We start from the raw sequence: 22,435 nt of genomic DNA, 5'->3' as shown, positions 1-22,435 counted from the left end.
CGCGCGTCCCCGCGCGAATTCCCGCCTCCGGCGGGGGCGTTATGGAATTGCCCTCCGGGCATTCCATAACGTGCATTCCTCCGGAATGAAAAGCGAATGGGGGGATTCGTGTTCCTCCGGAACGGAAAAGATGGCGAATTGGCGTGCCTCCGGCACGGAAAGAGGCTTGTTTTACTTGTGGGTTGACGGTGGTTTAGCTGAGAGTGTGTCATATTCGGTTTCCTGGGTGGAGGTTGGGGGAATCTCCGATTCCTTTAAAGTCGAGGCCTTTTGATTGTGTTCCGTAGAATAAGTAAACCACGGAATACCAGGATGAGGGAATAGGGGCCCCTCCGGGGTCCCGACTCCCTGTGAAGGGTGAGGGGTTGGGCCTGCCTCCGGCAGCTCGGCCCAGCACAGGAACGGAGGCTGGAAGATGTCGTGACACTCTCTGGTTCGGTGCGTTGAGCTCGCGTCCGTGTAAACACCCGCACAGATCCGCCTACGGCAATACACCCTCTTCACCTAACGACCCGCCTAACCACCGACAGCCCCCAGCTGAGCATCGCATCGCTCTCTTCTGGGACGACCCGAACCAGTTCATCGACATCCACAACCCCGCCCAAGGAATCTCGCGCCGCCGAGGAGACACCGGTATGACCGCATACAAGCAGACAGACAAGGCCAGTTGGCACACGTCCTATGCCACCGGACGCACCCCCAGCGAACCGCTCCAACTGCCCGCGCCTCTCCCCTGCCGACCGTTCCGTGGCCTCACTCCGTCGTCTAAGGCTCCGCAACACCACCCGCCAACTCGGTGCCGAGAAGACCGACATCGTCAACGCGGCACTGCAGTTGCGCCGGCCACTGCTGGTCACCGGACCGCCAGGCATCGGCAAGTCCACTCTCGCGTACCTCATCGGACGCGAACTCGGCCTGGGACGGGTCCTCGAATGGAACATCGGCAGCCGCACCACACTGCGCGACGGACTCTACGTCTACGACGCACTGGAACGAGCACCAGTCATCGCCGCCTGCAAGGCTCAGCCTCGGCAGACATCCCACCCCGTCTGGACCCTCAACGACCGCTGTCCCTGGGGGAGTTGGTCACCCTCAGGCCCCCAGGCACAGTTTCTCTGCTCCCCTGCTGTCCCCGGGTGCTGTTCACCGACGAACTCGACAAGAGCGACATCGACCTACCCAACGACCTGTTGCACGTCCTAGAGAACGGAAGCTACGAGATCCCGGAACTCCTGCGTGCCGCGGCACTGGACAGCACGGGGAGACGGGCGGTGTCGGCAAATAGAGTTCGCGCTGGAGTACGCGTACCGCTCCCAGCAGGACTAAGCGGTGCACTGTTGGAGCAGCCCACAAGGCCATACCCACCCCCTGGACACGCCGCAGACCGGGATGCCGGACGACAAGTACCTACGCCTCCTCAACGACGAACAGAACGTTCAGGCTCTACGCGCCTGCTTCCCCGCCAAGGGGACCGGAACAGCTCTGCTGTTTGACGCTTCAGGGTGAAATTCCACCGATTGAACCGCCTCCAATGCCACATCAAAAGTTAAGCAGCACGAAGGGCTTCGAGCGCAGTCTCTGCCAAGATCCCACCGCCCGAAGCCCTCTCGTGCGGTCACACCCTGAGGAGGAACCGCATGGCTGACAATACGCTTCCCACAAACGACGTCCCGCCTCCCCTGCCGGCCGAACTACGGAGAGATCGTAGCGAGCACCGGAATGATGTCCTGCTCAAGAGCACATCTCTTCTGCTCTACCTGCTGGTCATCTGTATGTGCGTAGGAGCTGTAGTAATCGCGTTTTTCGCGGTGCCATGGATTGCAATGGCAGCTGCGATGATTGCCTCGTCAGTCGGAATCGGAACTCAGGCGCACAAACCTTATGTGCTCGCACGAGCGCGAGCCCTCGAACGTGAAAGGGCCCTGGAACAACGCCGGAAGGACTGGCATGCGGCCTGGCAGGTGGTCGAACGACAGTAGCCTCACGCAGCGCCAGTGCCTACGGACGGACCACGATCCGGTCGACACCGACCTGCTGCGGGAAGACCTTGGCGATCTCGGTGGACGGGCTGGTTTCTGCGTATGTGTTGACCTCTGCGCGCCCCAGCTTCTCGCGCTCGGAAGTGCTGAACTCGCTCCAGGACCGGTTGATCTCACCCTTCGGCTGTTTCCTCCCGGACCAGTCCGCCCAAGGACGAAGGCGTTGTTCCTCGTCCTGGCCGGCCAGCGCAGCGCAGGTGTCGTTGACCCCCCAGGCCACGGATCGGTAGCTGGAGGGGTTGCCCAGGCTGAGGACAAGGAAGGCGTAACTGGACGAGGTCATCCCGTCATACGCCTTGACTTGCGTTTCCCGGTTCTCAGGGACATCGGTGAACCGCGTCCGTTGCAGAACGACAGGTCCGGTCACGCTCCTGTTCCGGAAGGCAGGTTGGAAGCGTTCGCTGCACGAAGTGACAGCGAACGCCACGCTCACCTGATCCGCATTGCTGACGACATCAACCCAGTAGTCGGCCCTCGGCCGGAAGGTGCTGTACGAGAATCCGGAGCCCGGCGGCGTTTCCCGGTAGAGCGGAGGACCAAGCACCACCCGGAAGTGCTCTAGCGTCTGGCCTGCCCGCAGGTTGCCCAACTTCGCATACTCGGCCGGCCTCCAGTCCTCCCGTGACTTGTTCCACTCAACGATCGTCACCACGGCAGTCGCCAACGTGCTGACTGCCGTAACGAGCGCGGCAACGAAGAGCACGACCTTCAGGAGGAGGCTCCGCCCGACCAACCGATCGAATCGCGCGGCATGGCCGCCTACATCCCGGGATGTCATCGCCACCCAGCGTACGGAGAACGGGCACCGGCCTTGGAAACGGATAGGGGCGCGCCTCACAGATTCACCAGAACGCAGGCACCGAAAGTGCCCTGCTCTCGCCCGGCTTCCGGTCGGGAGGTCCAGGTGCAAGTCGTGGTCGGTGCTTCACCCCGAAGGCCCTCGCCCCGTCACCAGGTGAGGGCCTTCGTCATACCCGAGTACAAGGCTCTTGCCTGGTAGACCTCGCAGCCGCGCATCGTGATGCCTGTGCACGTTCGTAGGGTGGGTGTGTGGTGAAGATTGCGTGGGACAAGCTGGCCGAGAGCCCGAAAGCGTCCGAGTCGCTGGTGACCCTCCTGATGCTGCGCCTTCACTCGCGGGCGCGGGCAGTCGACGGGAGCGGCGGAGACGGCGGCCGGGACCTGTTCGAGTACACCGAAGGCGGTGAACTCACCGTCTACGAGGCGAAGTCGTTCACCGGCCGCATGACCCCAGGTCGGCGAAGGCAAGTGGTGCGCTCGCTGATGTCGGCAGCCCGCCACCAACCCGACCACTGGGACCTCCTCGTGCCGATCGACCAAACCCCTGCCGAGCAGCGGTGGTTCGACGGCCTGCGCGTCGACTTCCCGTTCGTACGGGAGTGGCGAGGACGCAGCTGGCTGGACGAGAAGTTCGCGGCCCATCCCGATCTGGTGCGCTACGCGCTGCAGGAGTCCAGCGACTACATCCTGGAACGCATCACCGAGGCCCGCGCCGAGCGCGACGTGCTGCTGGGCGGGCTTCCCGACTACATCAAGCGGGCGAACGCGCTGCATGCACGGGCCCAGGAGATCTCCCCGCACTACGCGGTGCACACCACGCAGGACGCGGACGGGCAGACCGTCGTGCGCCTGACACCCAAGGGACCGGCCCCCGACGGACAGGCGGCAATCCGCTTCACCGGCCGCATCCGCTTCCCCGCCGATGACCCGCAGGAGGCACAGCGCCAACGCCAGTTCGAGGAGACCCTGCGCTTCGGCGGCGAGGTCGAACTGACCGCCGACAACCTCACCGAAGCCGGCCTGGCCGGGCCCGCCGGGCTCGGGCTGGAACAGCTCACGCTCGGCACCGTGCGCATCACCTCACCCCATCAGGACGTGACACCGCCGCTGCGCGGACAGGTCATCGTCCAGCAGCCCTCCGGCATCCCGGTCACGTCCCTGTCCGTCACCTTCACACACCGCGTCCTCGGCACGGCCGGCGGAACCCTCCACGGCAGCGACGCGACCGGCCTAATGCGAGTACGGCTGCGCTTCAACCACCGCGACCTCTCCGGCCGGCTGACGTTCTCCTTCGAGCCGCCCGAGACCGCGATGCCGACGGCCATGGTGCCCGTGCTGCGGCTACTCGCCGAGAGCCACCCCGGCCGCTTCGTCGCACTCGTCTTCGCCGGGGACACCACCGGCGGGATGCGCGCCCCGATCACCACCGGCATGACCCCGCCCGGCTGGGAGGCTGGCGAAGCCCAGTTCTGGGCCGACGCGTACGACGACCTGGCCCGCCTGCAGAGCAGGACCAGCCGCTACTTCCCCGTCCCAGACGACTTCACCCAGCAGGACGCGCGCGAGATCAAAGAGATCCACGCGCTGCTCGACGGAGAGAAGACCATCCTGCGGGGCGAGACCGTGTCCGCGGAAGTGATCAGTGCCGAAGGCCTCGACCAACTGGCAGGCATCCGCGACGGGATGTTCCGCCTCACCGCCGGATACGAGTCCATGATCTTCACCCTCGGCGACCACCAGATCGACCTCGGCCCCTGCACCGAGACCTACACCATGGACAAGATCCTCAACATGCCCGAGGCCCAGCGCGAACTCGCCGAACACGGACACGCCACCGTGATCATGCGGCTGGCCGAACACACCCCGGCCGTACGCTACCTCGGCACCGAACAGCCGTAGCAAGCGCGGAACCTGTAAGCGGCTCAACCGCGTGTTGCGCGGCCTCACCGCGTGGCCCGGTCGGGTGACCCCCAGCGCGCCATGCGTGTCCCCAGCAGCCACCATCTACGTGTGGCGGTACCGTCCGAGCACCGGTCTGCGAAGGACTGGACCGTGTGTCGGAGCTGTCCCGGACGCTCCACGTCACCGCCAGAGGGTGTGGGGCACCCACTTCGCATCTTCTTGCCCTTCAGACGCGCATCGCGTGGTGATCCCGCCGGCCGGGCGGCGACGAAGGACTCACCGTGCCCGCCTCCCTCCGCCGCCAGGCCGCCAACCTCCGCGCCACCTACACCCGGGAGACTCCCTCCCTCGCCGCACCCGGCATCCCCCGCCACAGCCGCAACACCCCTTCCGCGGGCAGCGGCTTGGGCCTCGACGTCTGCACAGCTCCGCAGCGGCGGCTACGCGCGCTGCTGGCCCTGGGCATGTTCAACTACGGCCCCACCAGCCTGTGGCCGCGTCACGTCAGTCTGGCCGACATCACCCGCTACACCCTGGTCGTCTCGCCTCGCCACGACGACCTGGTGATCACCGCCCGGGCCCCCTACAACGTGGCCTGCTGGCTGGTCGGACGGGACAGGCTCCCGACGATCGGGCTGCCCGGACTGCGGGTGGAGAGCTCATACGAGGAGGGATGGCGCCTGCGTCACCTGCCCACCGGCGCCACCATGACCGTGACCCGTGACCCCGACGGCCGCCTGCAAGGCCCACCCGATCCGGACAGCAACTACTCCCGCCTCTGGACAAGCGACATCCCGGTCAGCGACGAGGAACACACCACGCTCAACGCACTCCCCCACCTCACCGCCGACACCGAAACCCTGCTCGCCGCGCTGGCCGCACGGCTCTGCATCCACGCCCCGGACGGCAGCTGGGACATCGGCACGTGGTTCAACGACCTCACCGACCGGCCCGACCGCGGACACGCCCACCACCGCCGCCTCTCCGTCGAAGGTAACCAATGCACCCTCCACTGGGACTCCGACCCCCACCCCGAAGACCTCCACACCGCTCTCACCGACCCCGTCATCGGCCTCGCCGGCACCGTCAGCCACCCGACCCGCGACGGATGGCTCCTGCACTACGGACGCACCCTCCTCACCGCCCATCCCCTGGCCTACAGACCCTGAAGACGCGATGACGCACGGGCCTGGCCAGCCTTTCGGGTCAGGCATCCCCGCTCCGCCCGTCACACCTGCGGTCGGCGGGCTTCCCGTCCTACGCTCGCCACGTGTCGGCATGCGAGTGGGGCAGACGCCTGGACTGGCCAACTCAAGGAAAGCGACCGTTTGCACCATACGTGTTGATACCTTCTAAGATCCGGCGCAGCCGGCCGAGAGCTAGCTCAGCCTCGGACACGCCTTGCGCATCACCCAGTTGATGGAAGACATCAGCAGCCTCGGCATACACCGACTGCGCCGCCCGGAGTCGACTGTGCTCAGTGAGCACCAGGCCAAGACAGAGCAGGACAGCTCCCAACTGGTCCTCCTGATAAATGAACATGCGGGCCAGCTCTTCTGCACGCCGGATTTTCTCCAGGGACGTCCGTGGTCGTCCAGCGCGGTGGAGGGCCAGGCCGAGGTCACGAAGGCGTTCGATGTGGCTCGGCACGTCAATGGTGTCGTCTGCGTACTGGGTCGCGATCGCCAATGCCTCGATCGCCTCCTCGTGGTGGCCCAGCACGGACTGCGCGTTGCCGAGCGAGGCCAGCGCCGCTGCTTCCCCGGGTCGATGATCGGCCATGCGGGAATAGGCCACCGCTTTTTGGCAGGCAGTTTCGGCTTTCTCAGGCTGGCCGCAGAGAAGCGAGGTGTCGCCGAGCAGACGCAAGGTGTTTGCCAGACCAGCTGGGTCACCGGCCCCCCGGAAAAGGTCGGCCGCCCTCTCGTATGACCGCATCGCCTCGTCGAACCGGCTCGCCTCCGTCAGGACTACACCCTGCTCCTCGGCGACAAGAGCACGGGCCCGGTCGTCGAGTAACGCGGCTATCGCGTCGGCGTCGTCGAGCGTGGCCAGTGCCTCCTCGAATCGGCCCAGCCCCGTCAGCGCGTCCGAGAGGGTGCCGTGCGCCTGGAACTCCTTGTACCGGTCGCCATGCCCTTGGCGACAGGCGTCGACCGCGGACGCGGCGAGGCGTGCCCACTCCGCGTAATAGCGGCGGATCCTGAAGAACTCGGCCAACTCCAGGGCAAGGTCCACCCGCCACGCGGAAGCGGGTGCGGAGACGGCCGCTTCAACCACGTTGACTCGCTCCGTCTCCAGCCAGACCTGTGCCCGGCGATGGGCCTGGGAGACGATCAACGCCTCTTCTATCCCTCTAACGAGGGGGATCCCGGCGGCCGCTCGGGCCACATCACGGTAGTGGTGCAGCAGCCGGACCACCGCATCCTCGCGGCTGTCCTCCGCCGCGTGGGCGCGCCCACGTTCCTCGGCGTACAGGCGGATGAGGTCATGCATCGACCAGTGGTCACGCTCTGCCTCTGACAATTCGTGCCGTCCTCGCCCGGCGCGCTCCAGCAGGTGCATGCCGGCGAGGCCGCGCAGGGCCAGACGGGCCACGTCCATCGGGAGGCCAAGCAGAACCGCGGCTGAGGCGGTGGAGATGTCCCGGCCGGGAGCTGCCGCCAGCAGCCGAAACACCCGTGCCCGGGACGCCGTCAGATGCCCATAGCAGAACGAGAAGCACGCCCGCACGGTCAACGGCCGCCCCTCGACGTCGGTGTCGTCGTCCTCCATGCCGTCCAGGAGGTTGCGCGCCAGCTCATCCACCCGTTCGCGTAGCGAGCGATCAGGCTCTGACCGCAACACAGCGACGACAATCCGCAGCGCAAGCGGCAGCTGGCCGCACAACTCGGCAATACGGCGCACCTGTTCCTCGTGGGCGGGCGTGGCACCTTGGTCCTGCGCGGTGACCAGGCCATGGTCTGGCTCCCGGAGCCTGAGCCGGACGAAGAGTTCGGCCTCCGCCGACGGGAACGGAGCCAGGACGACCCGGTGCCGGATCGTGTTCAGGTGAGTGTGACGGGAGGTGAGCAGCGCACGGTGCGGAAGCGGGGGAAGCAACTCGGTGAACCGACCGGCCTCCCGCACATTGTCCAGAATGATCAGCAACGGACGCTGCTGCGCGGCGAGTTCCTCCAGCAGCTCACCCCAGCACCGGACCTTCTCCGTCAGCACAGGCGGCGGTTCCCTCCTCGGTCGGAGCGTGCGCAGGAACGCGTCCAGCAACTCGTCCGGTGCGGCGTCGGCGATCGGGCTGTGACCGCGCAGATCGGCGAAGAGGACGCCTCCCGAGTACCAGCCGCGCGCTACCGCCTGCCGCGCCGCCTCTACCACCAGCGTCGTCTTCCCGACCCCGCCCATGCCCGTGACCTCCAAGGCGGCCGCCGATGCCGTGGTGCGTACGACCGCCGCCGAACCGTCTTGCAGCCCCTGCCCTCCCCGCCCACTCCCCGAGAGCCTCTTCGACTGCCCCGCTCCCGGTTCCAGCCAGGCCATGAGCGCGCGCAGCGGCTCCTCCCGACCCACGAACAGGTCATCAGGGGTGGGGAGTTGCACCGGACCGGCGGGCCCACCGCCCTCGGGTGCCGGCGTCCGCTCGGCGCGTGCCCGATCCAGCAGATGCTCCCACCAGGCTCGGTCCCGCGCCCTCCAGGAACCACCCCCCTGCGCGGCGTAGTTCTCCATCCACACCACCACGAACAGGAAAAACTCGGAACTCCCCTTGCCCGGAACGGTTTTGCCCGACAACCAGTCACTGATCGTGGCATCCGACGACCGCACCGGCGGCTGCCTGCGCCCGCCTTGGGCGACCAACTTCTTCAAGGGGGGCGACCCCGCCGCCTGGTACGTCTTCGCCAACTCCGCCCAGAACCGCTCGGCATGCCCCTCCACGCTGCCCCCAACCCCCGACTTCCGACTTCCGACCTAGGCATCCCCGGAAAACCCGACACGGACGCCTCCAGCAGGCCGGAGACCTTCCGGGGGCCCAAAGGAGGCCCCCGGACGTGCAGCGATGAAGGCCCACACCGGCCCCACCGAGTGGCCGGCCAGACCCACGGAGGCCCCCATGCCGCACGACCCGTCCACCACCACACGCCGTTCCGGCCGCGACGAACTCCTCCCCGCTCTCAGCCGCATCGCCGCCGCAGCCATCGCAGGCGCCGTACGCGCCTGGATCAGCTGGCTCCTGAACCACTAGGCCCGTCGTTTCTCAATCGACGCACTGGGCCTTCCCTCACCTGCGGTCTCCCGTATGTGAGGAGTGAGAAGTTGGAGGTCATCACCCTCAAGGACCGCGACCGGCTCGTCGGCGCGATCGAGCTGCGCACCGGCGAGGAGGACCTCGTCTTCATCACGGACGACGCCCAACTCCTGCGCTACCAGGCCTCCCAGGGCCGCCCGGCCAGCGGCATGGCGGCGCAGTCAGTCAGGGAGCGGACGAGGTCGAGGACACACTCAGCGTCGGGTACCTGGTCCAGCTTGTTGACCACGACGAGATCTACGAGCCGGAAGAATCACCGCGAAGTGAACGATTGTTAGCAGCCCTTGGGGGGCCGACGTTGGACAAGGCGCGCCCCTCGCTTCCCCATGCGCCTTCCTGCCGATCAGAGCCGCTCGGCACCCAGCAGTCTGGAGGAACAGCGCCTGGAACTGGAAGAGTTGGCAGTCCGGAGCAAGGCACTGGTACTGGAGTGGAAGCCGCTGGCCAGGGCCATTTACACCCCTCCCACGGCGCGGTAAGAGAGGGCGTTCGACGGCCTCGTCCTGGATCTCGACGAAGCGGACACGGACGAGTGGTGGGTCGTAGACGAGACACCCCGCCCGGGACCTCCCACCGGTCAACTCCTCCCCATCACACACACCACAGGGCAACTTTCCCGCATGTCGCCTAGCCCTCTCGAACCATGGCTATCTTGCCTAGCACCACGCAGCCCCGCCTTGGCTCCTGGAGTTCCCACGATGACCGCGCCCCGTATCCCCGACGTCCTCAACTTGTCCGTCGCCGGCCTGACGGCGATCGGCGATGCCCCGTTGTGGGTCGCGCTCGCGTTCGTGCTGCCCAGCGTTCTTACCGTGGCAACCCGGAGCTTCAACGAGGCGCTCATCGGCATCTCCCGCTTCCGAACGGAAGCAGTGCGACGCCAGCACGAAGACCGGCTCCTCAGCGAAGTCACCGACGCGGCAACAGGCCTGGGACACCTCCAACGGATGCACCAAGACACCCCAGCCGCTCGCACGCCCACCGACGATCCAGGCCCATCCAGCCCACCGAACGCCACCCCGCCACCCGCATCACCCCCATAACCCATAAAGCGACCTGCAACCTCACCACGCTGCCCCTAAGGCTCTGCACCCGTGCCCCAGACCACAATTTCGAGGTCCCTCCGCCCGAGCCGTGGCCGCGGCGCGGGAACTGCGGGCAGCTGAACCCGCGTCAGTGGCGGGTGACGGTGTAGCCGGTGTCGTTGACCGCGCGGGTCCACACGTCCCGGTCGAACCATTTGCTGATGTCGGGCTGCGCCTCGGTGATGGTGCGCATCCGGGCGTCCCAGTCGTGGCCTCCGGGCCCGCGGCTGCCGTCGCAGCCGGTGCACCCGTCCTCGCCGTGGATGTGGCCGGCCATCCAGGCGTTGACCGCGACGTTGACGATGACCCCGTACAGGTCGCCGCCGGTCTGGGCGAGGGTGTTCGGAACACCCGCGAGGACCAGGGCAAGTTCCGGATTGTCCAGCGGCGGCATCGGCGCCTGCCCCACCCCCTGGCGGGCGCTGCTGTCCTCGAAGGTCCGCGCGCTGTCGGCGAGGCGGTCAGCGAGCGTGCCCGCGTCGAAGTACCGCCAGGCCGAGCGCAGTTGGATGCCGAGGCGGTCGGCCACCGTGCGGATGTTCTTTTCGATGGTGTCCTCGACCATCGCCGGCGCGAGCGTCACACCGCGGTGGGCGAGCTCCGCCAGGGTCTGGGCAACGGCTTCCTTGAACGCCTTCGTGTTCCGCACGATGACAGCGTAGGGCAGCCCTACCAGCGGGCCGGCCCCCACGCCAACGGGCCACACGGGCATGGCTGTTGCCGAGGGAGGTGATGGTTCCGTCGCCTGGTAATCGCTGGCGCTCAGTGACCCCACTCAGGGCATGGGCGTGCGTGTGGCGTGCCCGAGGAGCCGGGCCACGTCCGGGGGAGCCACCGTCCACTCGGATTCCCAGGCGTACTTTTGCACGATGCCCACCAGATGCTGCCAGTCTTCGTCGGAAGGCGACGCCTCTTCGAGGTACACGACGAGATAGGTCTGCAGAGCGTCGTAGCTCGCCTCCAAGGTTTCCAGCGTGGTGGCCGCCGCCTGAGCGGACGGCCGACCAGAAACCTTGAACCAGGCACGGAACCAGGGCGCCAGAGATTCGTCGTTGATCCCACAGGCCTGCAGAAAGGCGACGTACTGCCGGAAGTCCCGTGGGACGGTGCGGCCGGTTGTAATGGCATGGGCGGTACTGCGCGGCAACCGCCTGGAGGACAACTCCATCCTCTGTGCCCCCGACCGCCCCTCGTACGCCCAGGCGTCGCGCAGGGCGCCGCTGAGATCGGCGACGTCCCTGACGAACTGCGGCTTGGGCTGCACACTTGACCGGCGGGAGTCCCGCTTGGCCTGCGTGACACCCTGCACGGCCTCGGAGTAGTAGATCTGGGTGATCAGGGACGGCCTCAAGTTCCCCGTGCATGCCCCCACGTACGCGAGCATCACCGGGCGAGCAGGCAGGCTTCTGCCACTGGCTGCCCGCTTGAGGTGGGCGGCCGAGTAATTGGTTCGTACGGCGAGTTCGTCGTACGAATGGCCCGCCGTACGTCGGAGCTGGCGCAGGTACTCGGCGAGCATGCCCAGGGCGGGCACGGTGTGGTCGACCGGCGTTTCCGGGCGCGCCATCATCGCCCGCCCGTCAGTTGCCGGAGCCGGGCGTCAGCGCGGCTTTCAGCAGGCGCCGCAGCAGACTGCGTCCCCCGCCACCGCGCGGGAAGCCGACGGCGAGCAGCACTGCGACGCCAATCGCGCCAGCGGCGGCCAGCAGCGTGACGGAGTCGCGCATGCTCATGCCCGCGGCCAGTCGGAGTACGACGGCGGCCGCGACGAAGCCGAGGACCACAAGGGCCTGCGCCATTCCGATGCCGGCCGGAGCCGCCGGGCTCGGCGACGTCACGCCTTCGGGGACGGGTTCGGACGCGCGCGTGGTCGCCTGGGCGTTCTGCTGGGGCATGATGCCTCCCGAATTATTCAGAGGGCCGGCTACGGCGGCCGCCGCTCTCGCTGCTGACAGGGCGAATCTGGTGGATCGCGGGGCGGTCTGGCGTTCCGCCCCGTGCGCGATGGGGATTCGGGTGGTCCGTGGGCCGCGGGCTGTCGGCGTACAGTCCGGTGCAGTGGCGTGGGGACCGCCGGAGGCCAGACTTCCGTAACTGGAGCGTCTTCACGGACGCACCTGGCGTTGGCTCAACATCCGTCCAAGGCGGGGACTTTCCTACCGGAAGCTCTGACCTGCCGCTTCGCCTGTGCGTGAGGGATTGGCTCCAACTTTGTCCCCCTTAACAGCACGACGGGCGCCTATTTGCGGACGCATCATGGACAGCGTTGCTCGCGCGGTCCGACGGTCCCCGCGAGCGCACCCCTGAATTGCTGCTGACACATCAATCTGGGGATCTATCGGGCCGCGATTGGCGCGCGGCCCAAGAGAGATTGGGCCGGTGGCCGCCGCCCGACAACGGCCACCGGCCCTCGTCATGCGGCCCTTTCAGCCCAACCAACGGCCTCGCCGAGTCACGCCCCACCGCGAGGTGCGGGCGAGCCCCAGCCGGACCGGACCGTGCCAGAGGTAGATGGCTGTGTCCGGGACGCCGAGAGCGCGCAGCAGTGCATCGAGCTGGAGAAGGAGCCGGACCTGGCGCCGGAAGCCAGCGGGCCAGATGCCGGCAAGCCGGTCACGGACGGTCGCCTCAGGCAGCGCGGCCCGGCGGGCCAGCACCCGGTACGGAACGGCGGTGCGGCCGCGGCGGCGCAGAGCTTCGAGGGACTGCCCGAGCGACCACATGATCACCCTCCGGGTCACTCCGGGACGGTCAACGGGAGCGAAGGGCTGCCAGATCGCCTCGGTCCTCAAGCGCAACAGCTTGCCCGGGTCGACTCCGGCAATGGCCGCTAGCGCCTTCACGGTCTCCGCCGAGGGCACGCACCTGCCGCTGCGTGCCCGGCCTACCGTGGCGGCCGAGAGCGGGAGGACGGTCGCGGTGGCGTGTATGGCGACCTCGGCGTCGGTCCATCCCCGCAGTACGTCGTCCAGCGCGGCAGCGAGACGGCCTTGGGCACTGCCGGGCGGGTGGACGGGGCGCCGGGGGCGGCCACCGCGCCGGTACGGGCGCCTGGTACACGGGGAGAGCGGAACGGACGGGGACATGGGGACGGTGACTCCTGACGAGGGATTGGGTGAGGGTGGAGTGCTGGCCAGCGCCGACCGCGCGAAACCAACCTCACCACTCGTCGAAGCCGTCCACAACCTGCGCAGGTTGTCCCGTGAGCGACATTCCTATATTCATCAGCGAACAGGAACTCGCATGTCACAAGGTGCGTTTGTGACATCTTCCCGAAGACGTCAGGGCCATGGCCGAGCAGGTCCCAGCCGTGGCCCGAGTCCGGGTTCGTCCGTGCGGTGGGGCCAATAAGGCCGCCACCGGAATCCCCCTTCTCGGCCACGTCCGCGTCCGCGACCACCGCACACGTACAGCGCAGAGACCGGGCAGCTCTGGTAAGGCCGCCATGTCCTGGGGCCGGCGGGCGGGATCGAGCTGGGTGGCCTGGCGTACGACGCCGTACCACGGTCCCGGCGGTCGTCAGTGATTGCCCCACCACCAGGCTCCGGCGGCGAACAACGCGGTGCCGGCTGCCGCCGATGCTCCTCGCACCATGCCGAATAGTGCGCTCTGTGCCAGGCGGCGAAGTGTCCTGGCGGGCGTCTTGTTCTGCTTCGAAGTCATCGTGGTCTCCTTCGCGCGCTGTCCTGTGGGAGTGAAGAGAAGGTCGTCGCGGTGTCGATGTTTCGCTACGCCAACTGCCTTTGGACGGCGTCCTGTTGGAATGCGATGTCTTCGGATGACTCCCGCCGAAGTCGTACGCGGTGGCATGATTCCTGGACGGATTCGGATGGTTTTGGACGGGGGGTCGGGATGGGGCGTGCTGGGCAGCTTCGTAAGCCTGAGTTGTCCGGTGCGCACCAGGAGTTGAATGCGGCGCTGCACCGGTTGCACCTGCTGGCCGGGCGCCCGAGCCTGACGGAAGTCGCTCGGGTCCTGCGCGGGGCTGGAATCTCCCGGAGCACCGTTCATGACGCGTTCTGCAGCCAGCGGCTGCCGAAGTGGAAGGTGATCGACGCCTTGGTAGAGGTCTTGTCCTCCCAAGCGCCGGGCGGCCGTCCCGAAGACGATCAGAGAGTGCTCCACGAGGTGTGGCTTCGGGCCGCTCAGGAGAGCGACGACCAGGAAGCGCCTCGGGCGCGGGCCGTCATTCCGCCGGAGTCAGACATCAACCCGCTCCATTTACAACGCGCGTTTCTGCCCCGCGAGGTTCCGTACTTGGAGGGCGTGGACATCGCATGGCGCTATCGCCCGGCGTCTGATCTGCGGCGGTTCGGCGGGGACTGGTTCGATGCGGTGCCCCTGCCGGGCCCCACCGTCGCGCTCGTGGCTGGGGACGTGATGGGATCCTCCACGCTCTCCATCGCTCTCATGGGGCAACTGAGCAGCGCACTCAATGCCCTGGTCCAACTCGGGCTTCCCCCGCACGAGGCCTTGAACCAGCTCAGCGATCAGGCGCAGCGCCTGCACGGAGACCAGCTGGCCACGTGTGTCTGCGCTGTCTACGACACGCGAACCCGCCGCCTCGACGTCTCCAACGCCGGCCATGTACCGCCCGTAGTGCTGTTCCCTGACGGCGAGAGCCACTTCCTGGACGTATCAACCGGGCTGCCGATCGGTGTCGCACCCAGTCTCTGCGAAACCGTCACATTCGAGATGACCCCGGGCACCACGCTCTTCCTCCTCACCGACGGGCTCGTCTCGTCACCCACGATGGACATCAGCGAGGGCATCGAGCGGCTGAGTACGACTCTGTCGGATGCGCAGACGGCCGCCGGCTCGCAGCTCCCACCGCTCGAAGGCCTCGTCGACGTGGCCATGAACGTCCTGGTTCAGGAACATCAGCACGACGATGCCGTCCTGCTCGCAGCACGCCTGTCCTGACAGATGTGTGAGAGATCCAGTGGCTGACCGCGCCTTTTGCGCTGCTGGCGCCGTTGGCCGGACTGGGTCGCGGGGCTTGGGAAGCAGCTCGGTGTCAGCGAACTAGCTAGTTGTGCGGCGTGCTGGATGAACTGGTCGAGGGTCTCTCGTACGGCGGCCGCGCGGGCACTAATCTCGTCCCGGTCGACGGCGCGGTGCACGATGTTCGCTTCTACAAGGATGCGCCGGGCCTCGGCGACGAGCTCGGAGTCCTGGCCATACATGTACAGCGCAGAAATGGGGCAGCTCCGGTCGCCGCCTCCCCGCTCGACACCCGGCGTCGAGTAAGCCGCACAGGCCATCGCGGACCGCTGGTAGCCCGCCGGGAGCGTGTGTCGCAGGTGTTCGGGGAGGGCCGTCGGCGGAGTGAAGTGGCCTGTGTCTCGTTGTGCTGAACCTGGTGGGATCTGCTGCCGCGATCCGTACGGGTCCGATAGAAGAAGGCCATGGCGGCGGATGAGAAGGCGGCGTTGACGGAGGGGATGTGGCGGGCCACGGACCTGATGTGGGCCTACCTCACCGAGGACCGGACCCGGGTCAGGACCGGACTGGTAGGCCTGGACAGTGACCAGCTGGCGCACACGCTCGCATGGCAAGCCCGGGACCACGACTGGCTGTTCGACGACCTGGGCGAGCCGTCGATGTCCGTGCTGCTCCTGGACACGGTCGCCGCCCTGGCACCTGTGGACTGCGAGTTCATGATGACGACCGCGGTGCGCAAAGGTGTTGCTGCGGGCACGGGACTGGCCTCCAGCGGGCTGGAGGACTTTCCGACGACCGCTCAGATTCACGCGCTCACGGTCTGCATGGCCGTGATGCTCCTGGAAGCCCACGGACGCCAGGGAGCTCTGGGGTTCGTCGCCGCATCGGCCGACGACTACGTCCGACGCGGTCACCCACGCCCCTACCCCACCCCGTGACTAGGACCAGCTCAGGTGCCTGCTGCGGGACTGGACGGAGGTGGTGGGTTGGGTTGGGGTGAGGGAGAGGGTGGGACTAGGAGCCGGGAGACGTCGTGAGTGGTCTGGGTATGGCTGGCCAAGTCGCCGGCATCCAGAGCCGTACGTTGTGTGTTTTGGGTGGCCAGGTCGGTGACCGTGACGTGGATGCGGCCGGCGTAGTCGATGTCGAAGGCGACCTCGATCTGCGGTGTGCCGCGGGGTGATGGCGGCAGGCCGGCCAGTTCGAGCATGCCGAGCTTCTTGTTGAAAGCCGCGATCTCGCGCTCGCCCTGGTAGATCGGGATTTGCACAGACGGCTGGTTGTCCTCGGCCGTGGTGAAGACTCCAGAGCGTTTGGTCGGGATCGTGGTGTTGCGCTCGATGATTTTGGTCATCCTGCCGCCCTTGGTCTCGATACCGAGGGACAGCGGGGTGACGTCGAGGAGCAGGATGTCCTTGACCTCCCCCTTGTTGATGCCGGCCCGGAGCGCGGCGCCGACGGCGGAGGCCGTCCCGGGGTGAAGCATTCTGCGGGGCGTCTTGCCGGTGAGTTCTTCGACGAGTTCGGTGATGGCGGGCATGCGGGTGGCGCGGCCGGTAAGGATGACGTGGTCGATAGCGTCGATGCGGGTTCCAGCGTCTTTGATGACGTTGTGGACAGGTGTCTTGCAGCGCTCCAGGAGGTCGCTGGTCAGCTGCTGGAACTGGGCGCGCGTGAGCTGCTGGTCAAGGTGCAGTGGATCCTGGGCGACGGTAGTGAGATAGGGAAGGTTGATCGAGGTCTCTGTGGCCGAAGACAGTTCGATCTTGGCGTTCTCGGCGGCCTCGCGCACCCGCTGCACCACCATCCGGTCTCGGGACAGGTCCACGCCGTGGAGGAAGCGGAACTCTTCAAGAAGGTGGTCGACGATGCACTGGTCCCAGTTGTCGCCCCCGAGGTGCTGGTCGCCGTTGACGGCATGGATCTCGACGACGCCGTCGCCGATTTCTGCGACACAGACGTCGAGGGTGGCGCCCCCGAGGTCGAAGACCAGCACGATTGCGTCCTCACCCCAGTCCAACCCGAAGGCGAGCGCGGCCGCGCAGGGCGCCGCGAGCAGACATGTCACGCTCAGCCCCGCCATCTGGGCTGCCTTTTCGACGGTGCGTCGTCCGGCGTTGTCCAGCAGGGCCGGCACTGTGATCACGACGTCCTGCACGGTCTCGTCAAGGTACTGCTCGGTGTCCCGTTTAAGCTTGCGCAGGATGTGGGCTGTTACCTCGGTGGGCGTGTAGGTGTGTCCCCCGATGCGGGTACTCCAGTCAGCGCCCAGCCGGTAGGTGGGGAGACGGACCGTGCGGTCGATGTTGATGAGGGCCTGACGGGCGGCCCAGGCCCCCACAAGAATTGTGTCTTCGGCGGACCAGGCGAAGACCGAGGGAGTCGTCTCGGATCCTTCCGCATTGGTGATGACGACGGTCCCTCCGCCTTCTATTACGCTGACGACGGAGTTGGTCGTGCCCAGATCGATGCCAATCCCTCGGTGTGCAACGGCGGTTCGGGAAGGTCCGACGCTGGTCGCGTATTCCGCCCAGTACACCCGGCTCGCCTCGGCGGCGTGCACCACGAAGGCGTCGGGCCCGTGAACCCGCACGAGTACGGCGGCGATGTCCGCGTACCGCCGGGCTGCCTCAGGCGGATCGCCTTCGTGCCCGACCCGCTCTTCCTCATCCAGGAGGAGCCGGGATGAGTTCTGGACCGTCCCGGCGCCCATGGGAGGGGGCCGGTAGCCGATGTTCCGGGCGATCGCCAGGTCTCCGACAGTGTCCCCCGTCTGCCGGCGCGGCCGGGGAAGGCCGCGGCCGCGCAGGCTCTGCAACAGGAACCGGTACATGTCGTCCAGGGTCAGCAGTTCGGCAGACGCCTCCGGGTCCCCTTCTTTGAGGAGGCGCAGCAGTTCGCCGGTGAAGGCGGTGTTGCGTTCACCAGCCGGCGCGAGCGCGGCCCTGTCTCCTGCGGTGGCGGTGAGGATGTAGCTTCCGGAAATCGCGGTCTGGCCCTTAACGAGATGATCGGGCGCGGCCATCAGATTCAGGGCGCGGCCGGAGAAGCAGCAGTCGAGAATGACCACGCGGTTACGTGCAGGGCTGTCGACGACCAGGTCCCGCACACCCCGATACGGCATGGCCGTATACCTCAGTAGGGCACCGCCGCGCCGGGTCTCGGCGAGGGCGAGGTACAGGTTCCCTTGATCGTCGAGCAGCCCATGACCGGCGAAGTAGATCAGCAGCAGATCCTCGGCCTCCTGCGTGAGGGCATCGAGTTGGCTGGCCAGTTCCTGGGGCGTGTGAGGATTGTCGATGACCGTACAGGTGTGCGGCGTGAACCAGCCGTGGACGGGCTCCCCGAGAGCCGCAGCCATATCGGTCAGGTTGTTGCGCACGGACGGCAGATCGGGAAGCTCGAGGTCGACCAGATGGCTTGAGGTACCGATCAGGACGACACGGGAGCGATCGCCGTCAGGCAGTCTCATCGCGGTCGGCCACCGGCTGCCCGGCATCGAGAAACAGCCGGAGCTGCGCGATCACGCTCTCCGGATCGGCAACCCGCCGCAGGTCGAACTCGAAGCTCTCTCCAGTGGGCCTCACAGCTTTGACCGTGACATCGCTCTTGCGTTGCTTCACCCACTCCACGACGGCGCGGGCGAGGACACCTGCTGCGCCGCTGGCAGAGAGGGCCACAGCCAGCGCCTCCGGAAGTCCGCCCAGCTTCCCGGCCGCGATCTCGCTCTGGACCAGCCGGGTCCGCCCTCTGAGGTCCTCCTCGTAACGCAGCGATGCGGCCAGGGATGTGAGTAGTCGTGCCGATTCTCCGGGACTGCTGCCCGCAACGATCAGTCTGCATTCCATCGTCATGACCCCGGTTTCCCCCTCACGACGCAGTGACCTCCCGTCGCCACCTGCGCGTTGACGTCGTTCCCGCCCAACTACCGCCGCGCGCCTCCGATGCTACGCGTGATGATGGCTCAGCCCGCCCGTCATGACAGATCGTCGTACACGAGCCGGATGCCGTCCTTCTCCAGGTCCTGCCGCCGGGGCGCCTGGCGCAGAAGACCGTGCAGGTCCCGGATCTTCAGCTGAGCCACGTGCCCTTCCTCTCCGTGACGTTCCCGGCCCGCTGGTGACGATGCATCAAGCCGCCGCCGGCCTTCCCCTGCTTCGTGCGCGCGGCTACCTGACTTCGACGGAGTACGAGGCACCGGGGAACTCCCAGCCGTCGGTGCCTTCGCCGATGTCCTCCACGATGACGTCGTCGACGAAGTGGTCCTCGAACTCGTCGTCGGTGAGTTCGCCGGCGAGCCAGAGTTCCTCGATCCCGTCCCAGTTGCCCCGGGTGCCGTCGATCCGCAGGGGCGCGGCGTCCACCGTGCCGCGCGTCCGTTCGTCGGTCCCGGTCCTGACGACACCGCTGATCTCGTACTGGCCCTCCGTGATGAGGTCCGGGAGCGGGTCGGCGGGGACGATCGCCACGTTCTCGTAGGCGGTGTGGATGAGATCGCGGTAGCCGCGGCGGACGTTGTACTCGGGATCCGACAGCCACTTGAAGAGGGTGTCGGGCCGGACGTCGAGGCCGGCGGTTTCCAGGGCTTCGTATCCGCGTCGGGTTCCGGTGAGCTGGGAGAGCTGGGCGTGCCAGTACTTGGCGTTGTATGTCGACAGCCGGTGGCGGGGTGTGACCTGGGCGCGCAGGAGGTCGCCCAGGGCGGCGCCGAGGGATCCTCCGCGTCCGGTGGGTCCGGCCATCAGTCGTCACCCTCGGGGATCATCTCGCCCAGCTCGATGAACTTCGCCTTGACCTCGCCGAAGCCAGTCCCGATCCGGTACGTGTCCGGGGGCGTGCCGGGCGGCGTCCAGAAGACAGCCGCATCCACGTTGCGCAGCGCGATGAGCGTGTGCCCGGCCTGGACCGCCTTGAAGGCCGCGACCCAGTGACGCACGGACGCCTCGGCGACCATGCTCATGCGCCAGTCCGGCCGCCAGAACGGGGAGCGCTGTTCCTGCCGCTTGGGCCACAGCAGCCGCAACGCGATCGACAACCGCGTCTTGTACGCCTTGTACGGCTGACCGCCGGCCTCGACGAGCTCGGTACGCGCCTTCCGGGTGGCCTCGTAGAACGGCTTGAACAGCGACTCGTTGGCCTTCCCCGTCCACGAGTCGTGGACGGCCGGCATCGCGGCGAGGTGCTCTTCGCGGACGAGCCTCGCGAGCAGCTTGATGTGCGGAGTGGTCACCCACACACGGCCCTGCTCGTCGGGCCGGTCGATGATCCGCCCCAGCGGGTGCGGCATGTCGGTGCGCGGCCACTGCGGGATGTCGATGAGGTAGATACCGGCGCTGGCCTTGTCGAACACCTCCAGGGGCCCGGTGTGCAGCAGCTTGTTCGGGGCCAGAGGAACGGCGGAACAGGCGGACGGATAGGAGCCGTTGCGGTCGATCAGGCACAGCACCCCCGCACCGAACGCGTCGGGCACGCCGAGCTGGTCACGCCGGACCCGCTTCCCGTTCTCCCGGATGAAGGGCACGCGCGTACTGGTGACGTCGGGGTGGACCCAGCGGGGCTCGCCGTCCATGTGCTCACTGATCAGCGGCCACGGACCGCTCTCCCGCGCCTCGATGCCGATGACCGAGACCGGGTGCATCTTCGAGCGGCCGACCGCGTCCTTGAGGATCTTCAACGCGGGGAAGACCGCTGTCTCCGGCTCGTCCTCCTCATCCCCCGGCCGAAGTTCCACTTCGCCCTCTGCGTCGTCTTCGTCGTCTTCGTCGCCCGGGCCGTGCCCGCTACTGCCCGCGGTGGACTGAACGGCGACAGACTGCTCGGTGGCGTCGGCGGGAGCGGTGGTGGTGTTGTAGGCGTTCAGCGCGGCGGCGAGGCGACGTCCCTCGTCGGTGTCTGGCAGGTGGGGCGGTGCCGCAGCGAGTTCGGCGAGCGATGGCCCGAGTTCGTTCAGGGCCTCGCGGTTGCCGTTCGTGAGTGCGGTGCGCAGCGCGGCCAGGACATGAGTGACGGCAGCGGGCAGTCCCTGCCGGGCGCCGGACGTGTACGGAAGCGCCGCCTCGGCCAACTCCCGTTCCACGGCACTGCCCACAGGCCGCGCGGGTTCTTCACCGGCCGTACGGACGGCGGGGGCGCTGCCGGCGTCGAGGAAGCGGGCGTGCAGCAGATCGGGGCTCAGGTACGCCGAGCCGATCACACCCAGGTCGCGCTCGGCGACCGTCACCCGGACCCTGGCCGGGTCCTCGGTCGGAGTGAGCGTCAGGGTGACGTCGGCGTCGAGAAGTCCCAGGAGCGCGGGGTCGTCACTGTCCACGATGGCGAGGACCGGCACGTGCAGGGTGCGCGCAAGCGTGGCCAGAACCTGGGAGGCGTCCGGGAGCCGGTCCCCGGACAGCGGCAGACGGGCGCTGCGGGCGGCCTGGAAACGGTCCACGACCACAAGGGCCAGACCCTCCATGTGCGGGGCGGTCTCCGCGACGTCCACGGCGGTCAGATCGCTGCCGTCGTCGATCATCAGCAGGTCGCCCGCCTGGACCAACTGGTGGGCGACCTCCTGCTCGTGCTCGGTGAGGCGGCCCTGCTTCAGACGCGGGTAGTCGCCCCCGGTCTCCGCGGCAACGATCCGGCGGAAGATGTCGTCCCGGTTGGGTCCCGACGCCGCGTACAGGACCGTACGACGGTCCACGAGCGCGGTCTGCCGCGCGGCCGCGAGTCCCAGGAGGCTTCCGCCGACGTTCGGGGCGGCCGCCACGAGTGTCAGCCGGCCCGGCTGCAGACCGCCCGTCGCGGCGTCCAGCCCGGCCAGTCCGAACGTGGGGCCTCCGGTGAGGACGGAGGCGAGGACGGACACGGCGTCACCGAGCGTGGCGAGCCTGCGCGGCGTAGTGCCGCGGTCCTGGTCGGCTTGGCTGTTCACCGCACCTCCTGCGGTCGCCGCGCCGGGGTGCGCGGCCGTGTCGGTCGAGAGGGCACTTGAGGCGGGGTCGGCGGGGAGCAGTACCGCGACCGGTGTGCTGTTGCGCCGGAGCACCTGCGGCTGGCCCTGAGCCGCCAGCGTGATGAGATCACCGAAGTCCCTCTGTGCCGCACTCAGGACGTGGGAGGGGAACGCGCCAGGCTGCCGGGCTGCCGGAAACCGGGCCAGCGGCACGAGCAGGGCGTGATCATCCCGCTTGTGGATCAGCGTCGAGACCCCGTCCTTCTCGGCACGCTTCACCAGGGTGAAGAGCTCCGTACGGGCCTCGGTCGCGGTCATTGCGGTCTCGGCCGGCGGCTTCTGACTCTGACTCACTCACCCTCCCAGAACACTCAACTCCTCACGACAGTAGCAAAATTCACTCACTAAATTGATCAGGCTCACACTT

General features: G+C 67.5%; 17 protein-coding genes and 3 pseudogenes. 8 read left to right on the top strand and 12 right to left on the bottom strand.

Translation table 11 applies throughout. From position 1 onward, the window contains the following. Positions 1–1,738: 1,738 nt before the first annotated feature. Positions 1,739–1,915 (top strand): annotated as a pseudogene (locus OG496_RS55410) (hypothetical protein); the annotation flags it as partial. 83 nt (positions 1,916–1,998) lie between these two features. On the opposite strand, the gene OG496_RS55405 reads toward OG496_RS55410, so the two are convergent. Further along, complete coding sequence (locus OG496_RS55405; protein WP_405976524.1) at positions 1,999–2,817, bottom strand: ETEC_3214 domain-containing protein; 819 nt, start codon at positions 2,815–2,817, stop codon at positions 1,999–2,001. A gap of 272 nt (positions 2,818–3,089) precedes the next feature. On the opposite strand from OG496_RS55405, the gene OG496_RS55400 reads away from it, so the two are divergent. Both OG496_RS55400 and OG496_RS55395 read left to right on the top strand, forming a co-directional pair. Further along, positions 3,090–4,739 carry a hypothetical protein gene (locus tag OG496_RS55400; RefSeq protein WP_405976523.1) on the top strand — a complete coding sequence of 550 codons (1,650 nt, stop codon included), beginning with the start codon at positions 3,090–3,092 and terminating at the stop codon, positions 4,737–4,739. A 284-nt stretch (positions 4,740–5,023) separates the two neighbouring features. Beyond that, complete coding sequence (locus OG496_RS55395; protein ID WP_405976522.1) at positions 5,024–5,911, top strand: hypothetical protein; 888 nt, start codon at positions 5,024–5,026, stop codon at positions 5,909–5,911. Between the two features lie 142 nt (positions 5,912–6,053). Here the strand turns inward: OG496_RS55395 and OG496_RS55390 are convergent, their stop codons facing one another. Continuing rightward, positions 6,054–8,606: an NB-ARC domain-containing protein gene (locus tag OG496_RS55390; RefSeq protein WP_405976521.1), complete on the bottom strand. Its 2,553-nt coding sequence runs from the start codon at positions 8,604–8,606 to the stop codon at positions 6,054–6,056. Between the two features lie 244 nt (positions 8,607–8,850). Here OG496_RS55390 and OG496_RS55385 point away from each other — a divergent pair, with 244 nt between their 5' ends. The 3 genes from OG496_RS55385 to OG496_RS55375 all read left to right on the top strand — a co-directional run bounded on the left by OG496_RS55385 (position 8,851) and on the right by OG496_RS55375 (position 10,088). Continuing rightward, a complete protein-coding gene (locus OG496_RS55385; protein ID WP_405976520.1) occupies positions 8,851–8,982 on the top strand; it encodes a hypothetical protein in 132 nt (43 codons plus the stop codon). 71 nt (positions 8,983–9,053) lie between these two features. Next, a complete protein-coding gene (locus OG496_RS55380) occupies positions 9,054–9,323 on the top strand; it encodes a hypothetical protein (protein ID WP_405976902.1) in 270 nt (89 codons plus the stop codon). 420 nt (positions 9,324–9,743) lie between these two features. After that, the gene (locus OG496_RS55375) at positions 9,744–10,088 is read left to right on the top strand and encodes a hypothetical protein (protein WP_405968962.1); all 345 of its coding nucleotides are present in this window, start codon (positions 9,744–9,746) and stop codon (positions 10,086–10,088) included. Positions 10,089–10,218: 130 nt separating this feature from the next. Here OG496_RS55375 and OG496_RS55370 read toward each other — a convergent pair whose 3' ends face one another. The 5 genes from OG496_RS55370 to OG496_RS55350 all read right to left on the bottom strand — a co-directional run bounded on the left by OG496_RS55370 (position 10,219) and on the right by OG496_RS55350 (position 13,793). Next, the gene (locus tag OG496_RS55370) at positions 10,219–10,779 is read right to left on the bottom strand and encodes a hypothetical protein (RefSeq protein ID WP_405968963.1); all 561 of its coding nucleotides are present in this window, start codon (positions 10,777–10,779) and stop codon (positions 10,219–10,221) included. 126 nt (positions 10,780–10,905) lie between these two features. Next, entirely contained in the window at positions 10,906–11,700 is a 795-nt protein-coding gene (locus OG496_RS55365) for a helix-turn-helix domain-containing protein (RefSeq protein ID WP_405968964.1), read from the bottom strand. 10 nt (positions 11,701–11,710) lie between these two features. After that, positions 11,711–12,025: a hypothetical protein gene (locus tag OG496_RS55360; protein WP_405968965.1), complete on the bottom strand. Its 315-nt coding sequence runs from the start codon at positions 12,023–12,025 to the stop codon at positions 11,711–11,713. A 531-nt stretch (positions 12,026–12,556) separates the two neighbouring features. Continuing rightward, a complete protein-coding gene (locus OG496_RS55355) occupies positions 12,557–13,216 on the bottom strand; it encodes a hypothetical protein (protein WP_405968966.1) in 660 nt (219 codons plus the stop codon). Positions 13,217–13,649: 433 nt separating this feature from the next. Continuing rightward, entirely contained in the window at positions 13,650–13,793 is a 144-nt protein-coding gene (locus OG496_RS55350; protein ID WP_405968967.1) for a hypothetical protein, read from the bottom strand. A 243-nt stretch (positions 13,794–14,036) separates the two neighbouring features. On the opposite strand from OG496_RS55350, the gene OG496_RS55345 reads away from it, so the two are divergent. Next, on the top strand, positions 14,037–15,053 hold the full coding sequence (locus OG496_RS55345; protein WP_405968968.1) for a PP2C family protein-serine/threonine phosphatase: 1,017 nt from the start codon (positions 14,037–14,039) through the stop codon (positions 15,051–15,053). A 485-nt stretch (positions 15,054–15,538) separates the two neighbouring features. Further along, complete coding sequence (locus OG496_RS55340; RefSeq protein WP_405968969.1) at positions 15,539–16,012, top strand: hypothetical protein; 474 nt, start codon at positions 15,539–15,541, stop codon at positions 16,010–16,012. 125 nt (positions 16,013–16,137) lie between these two features. Here OG496_RS55340 and OG496_RS55335 read toward each other — a convergent pair. From OG496_RS55335 to OG496_RS55315, 5 genes and pseudogenes are all read right to left on the bottom strand, one after another. After that, positions 16,138–17,613, bottom strand: a pseudogene (locus OG496_RS55335) (Hsp70 family protein); the annotation flags it as partial. A 333-nt stretch (positions 17,614–17,946) separates the two neighbouring features. Then, positions 17,947–18,546: pseudogene (locus OG496_RS55330) on the bottom strand (caspase domain-containing protein); the annotation flags it as partial. Beyond that, on the bottom strand, positions 18,533–18,928 hold the full coding sequence (locus OG496_RS55325; RefSeq protein ID WP_405968970.1) for a hypothetical protein: 396 nt from the start codon (positions 18,926–18,928) through the stop codon (positions 18,533–18,535). The gene OG496_RS55325 and the pseudogene OG496_RS55330, both read right to left, overlap by 14 nt. Positions 18,929–19,243: 315 nt before the next feature. Beyond that, positions 19,244–19,816 carry a hypothetical protein gene (locus OG496_RS55320; RefSeq protein ID WP_405968971.1) on the bottom strand — a complete coding sequence of 191 codons (573 nt, stop codon included), beginning with the start codon at positions 19,814–19,816 and terminating at the stop codon, positions 19,244–19,246. After that, positions 19,816–22,362 carry a type II toxin-antitoxin system prevent-host-death family antitoxin gene (locus tag OG496_RS55315; RefSeq protein WP_405968972.1) on the bottom strand — a complete coding sequence of 849 codons (2,547 nt, stop codon included), beginning with the start codon at positions 22,360–22,362 and terminating at the stop codon, positions 19,816–19,818. The genes OG496_RS55320 and OG496_RS55315 overlap by 1 nt, the downstream gene beginning before the upstream one ends. Positions 22,363–22,435: the final 73 nt, after the last annotated feature.

It is taken from the genome of Streptomyces sp. NBC_00988, assembly GCF_045162645.1.
Taxonomy (GTDB): domain Bacteria; phylum Actinomycetota; class Actinomycetes; order Streptomycetales; family Streptomycetaceae; genus Streptomyces.
Note: the sequence above shows the minus strand (reverse complement) of the source record. Positions and strands in the feature narration are given on the sequence as shown.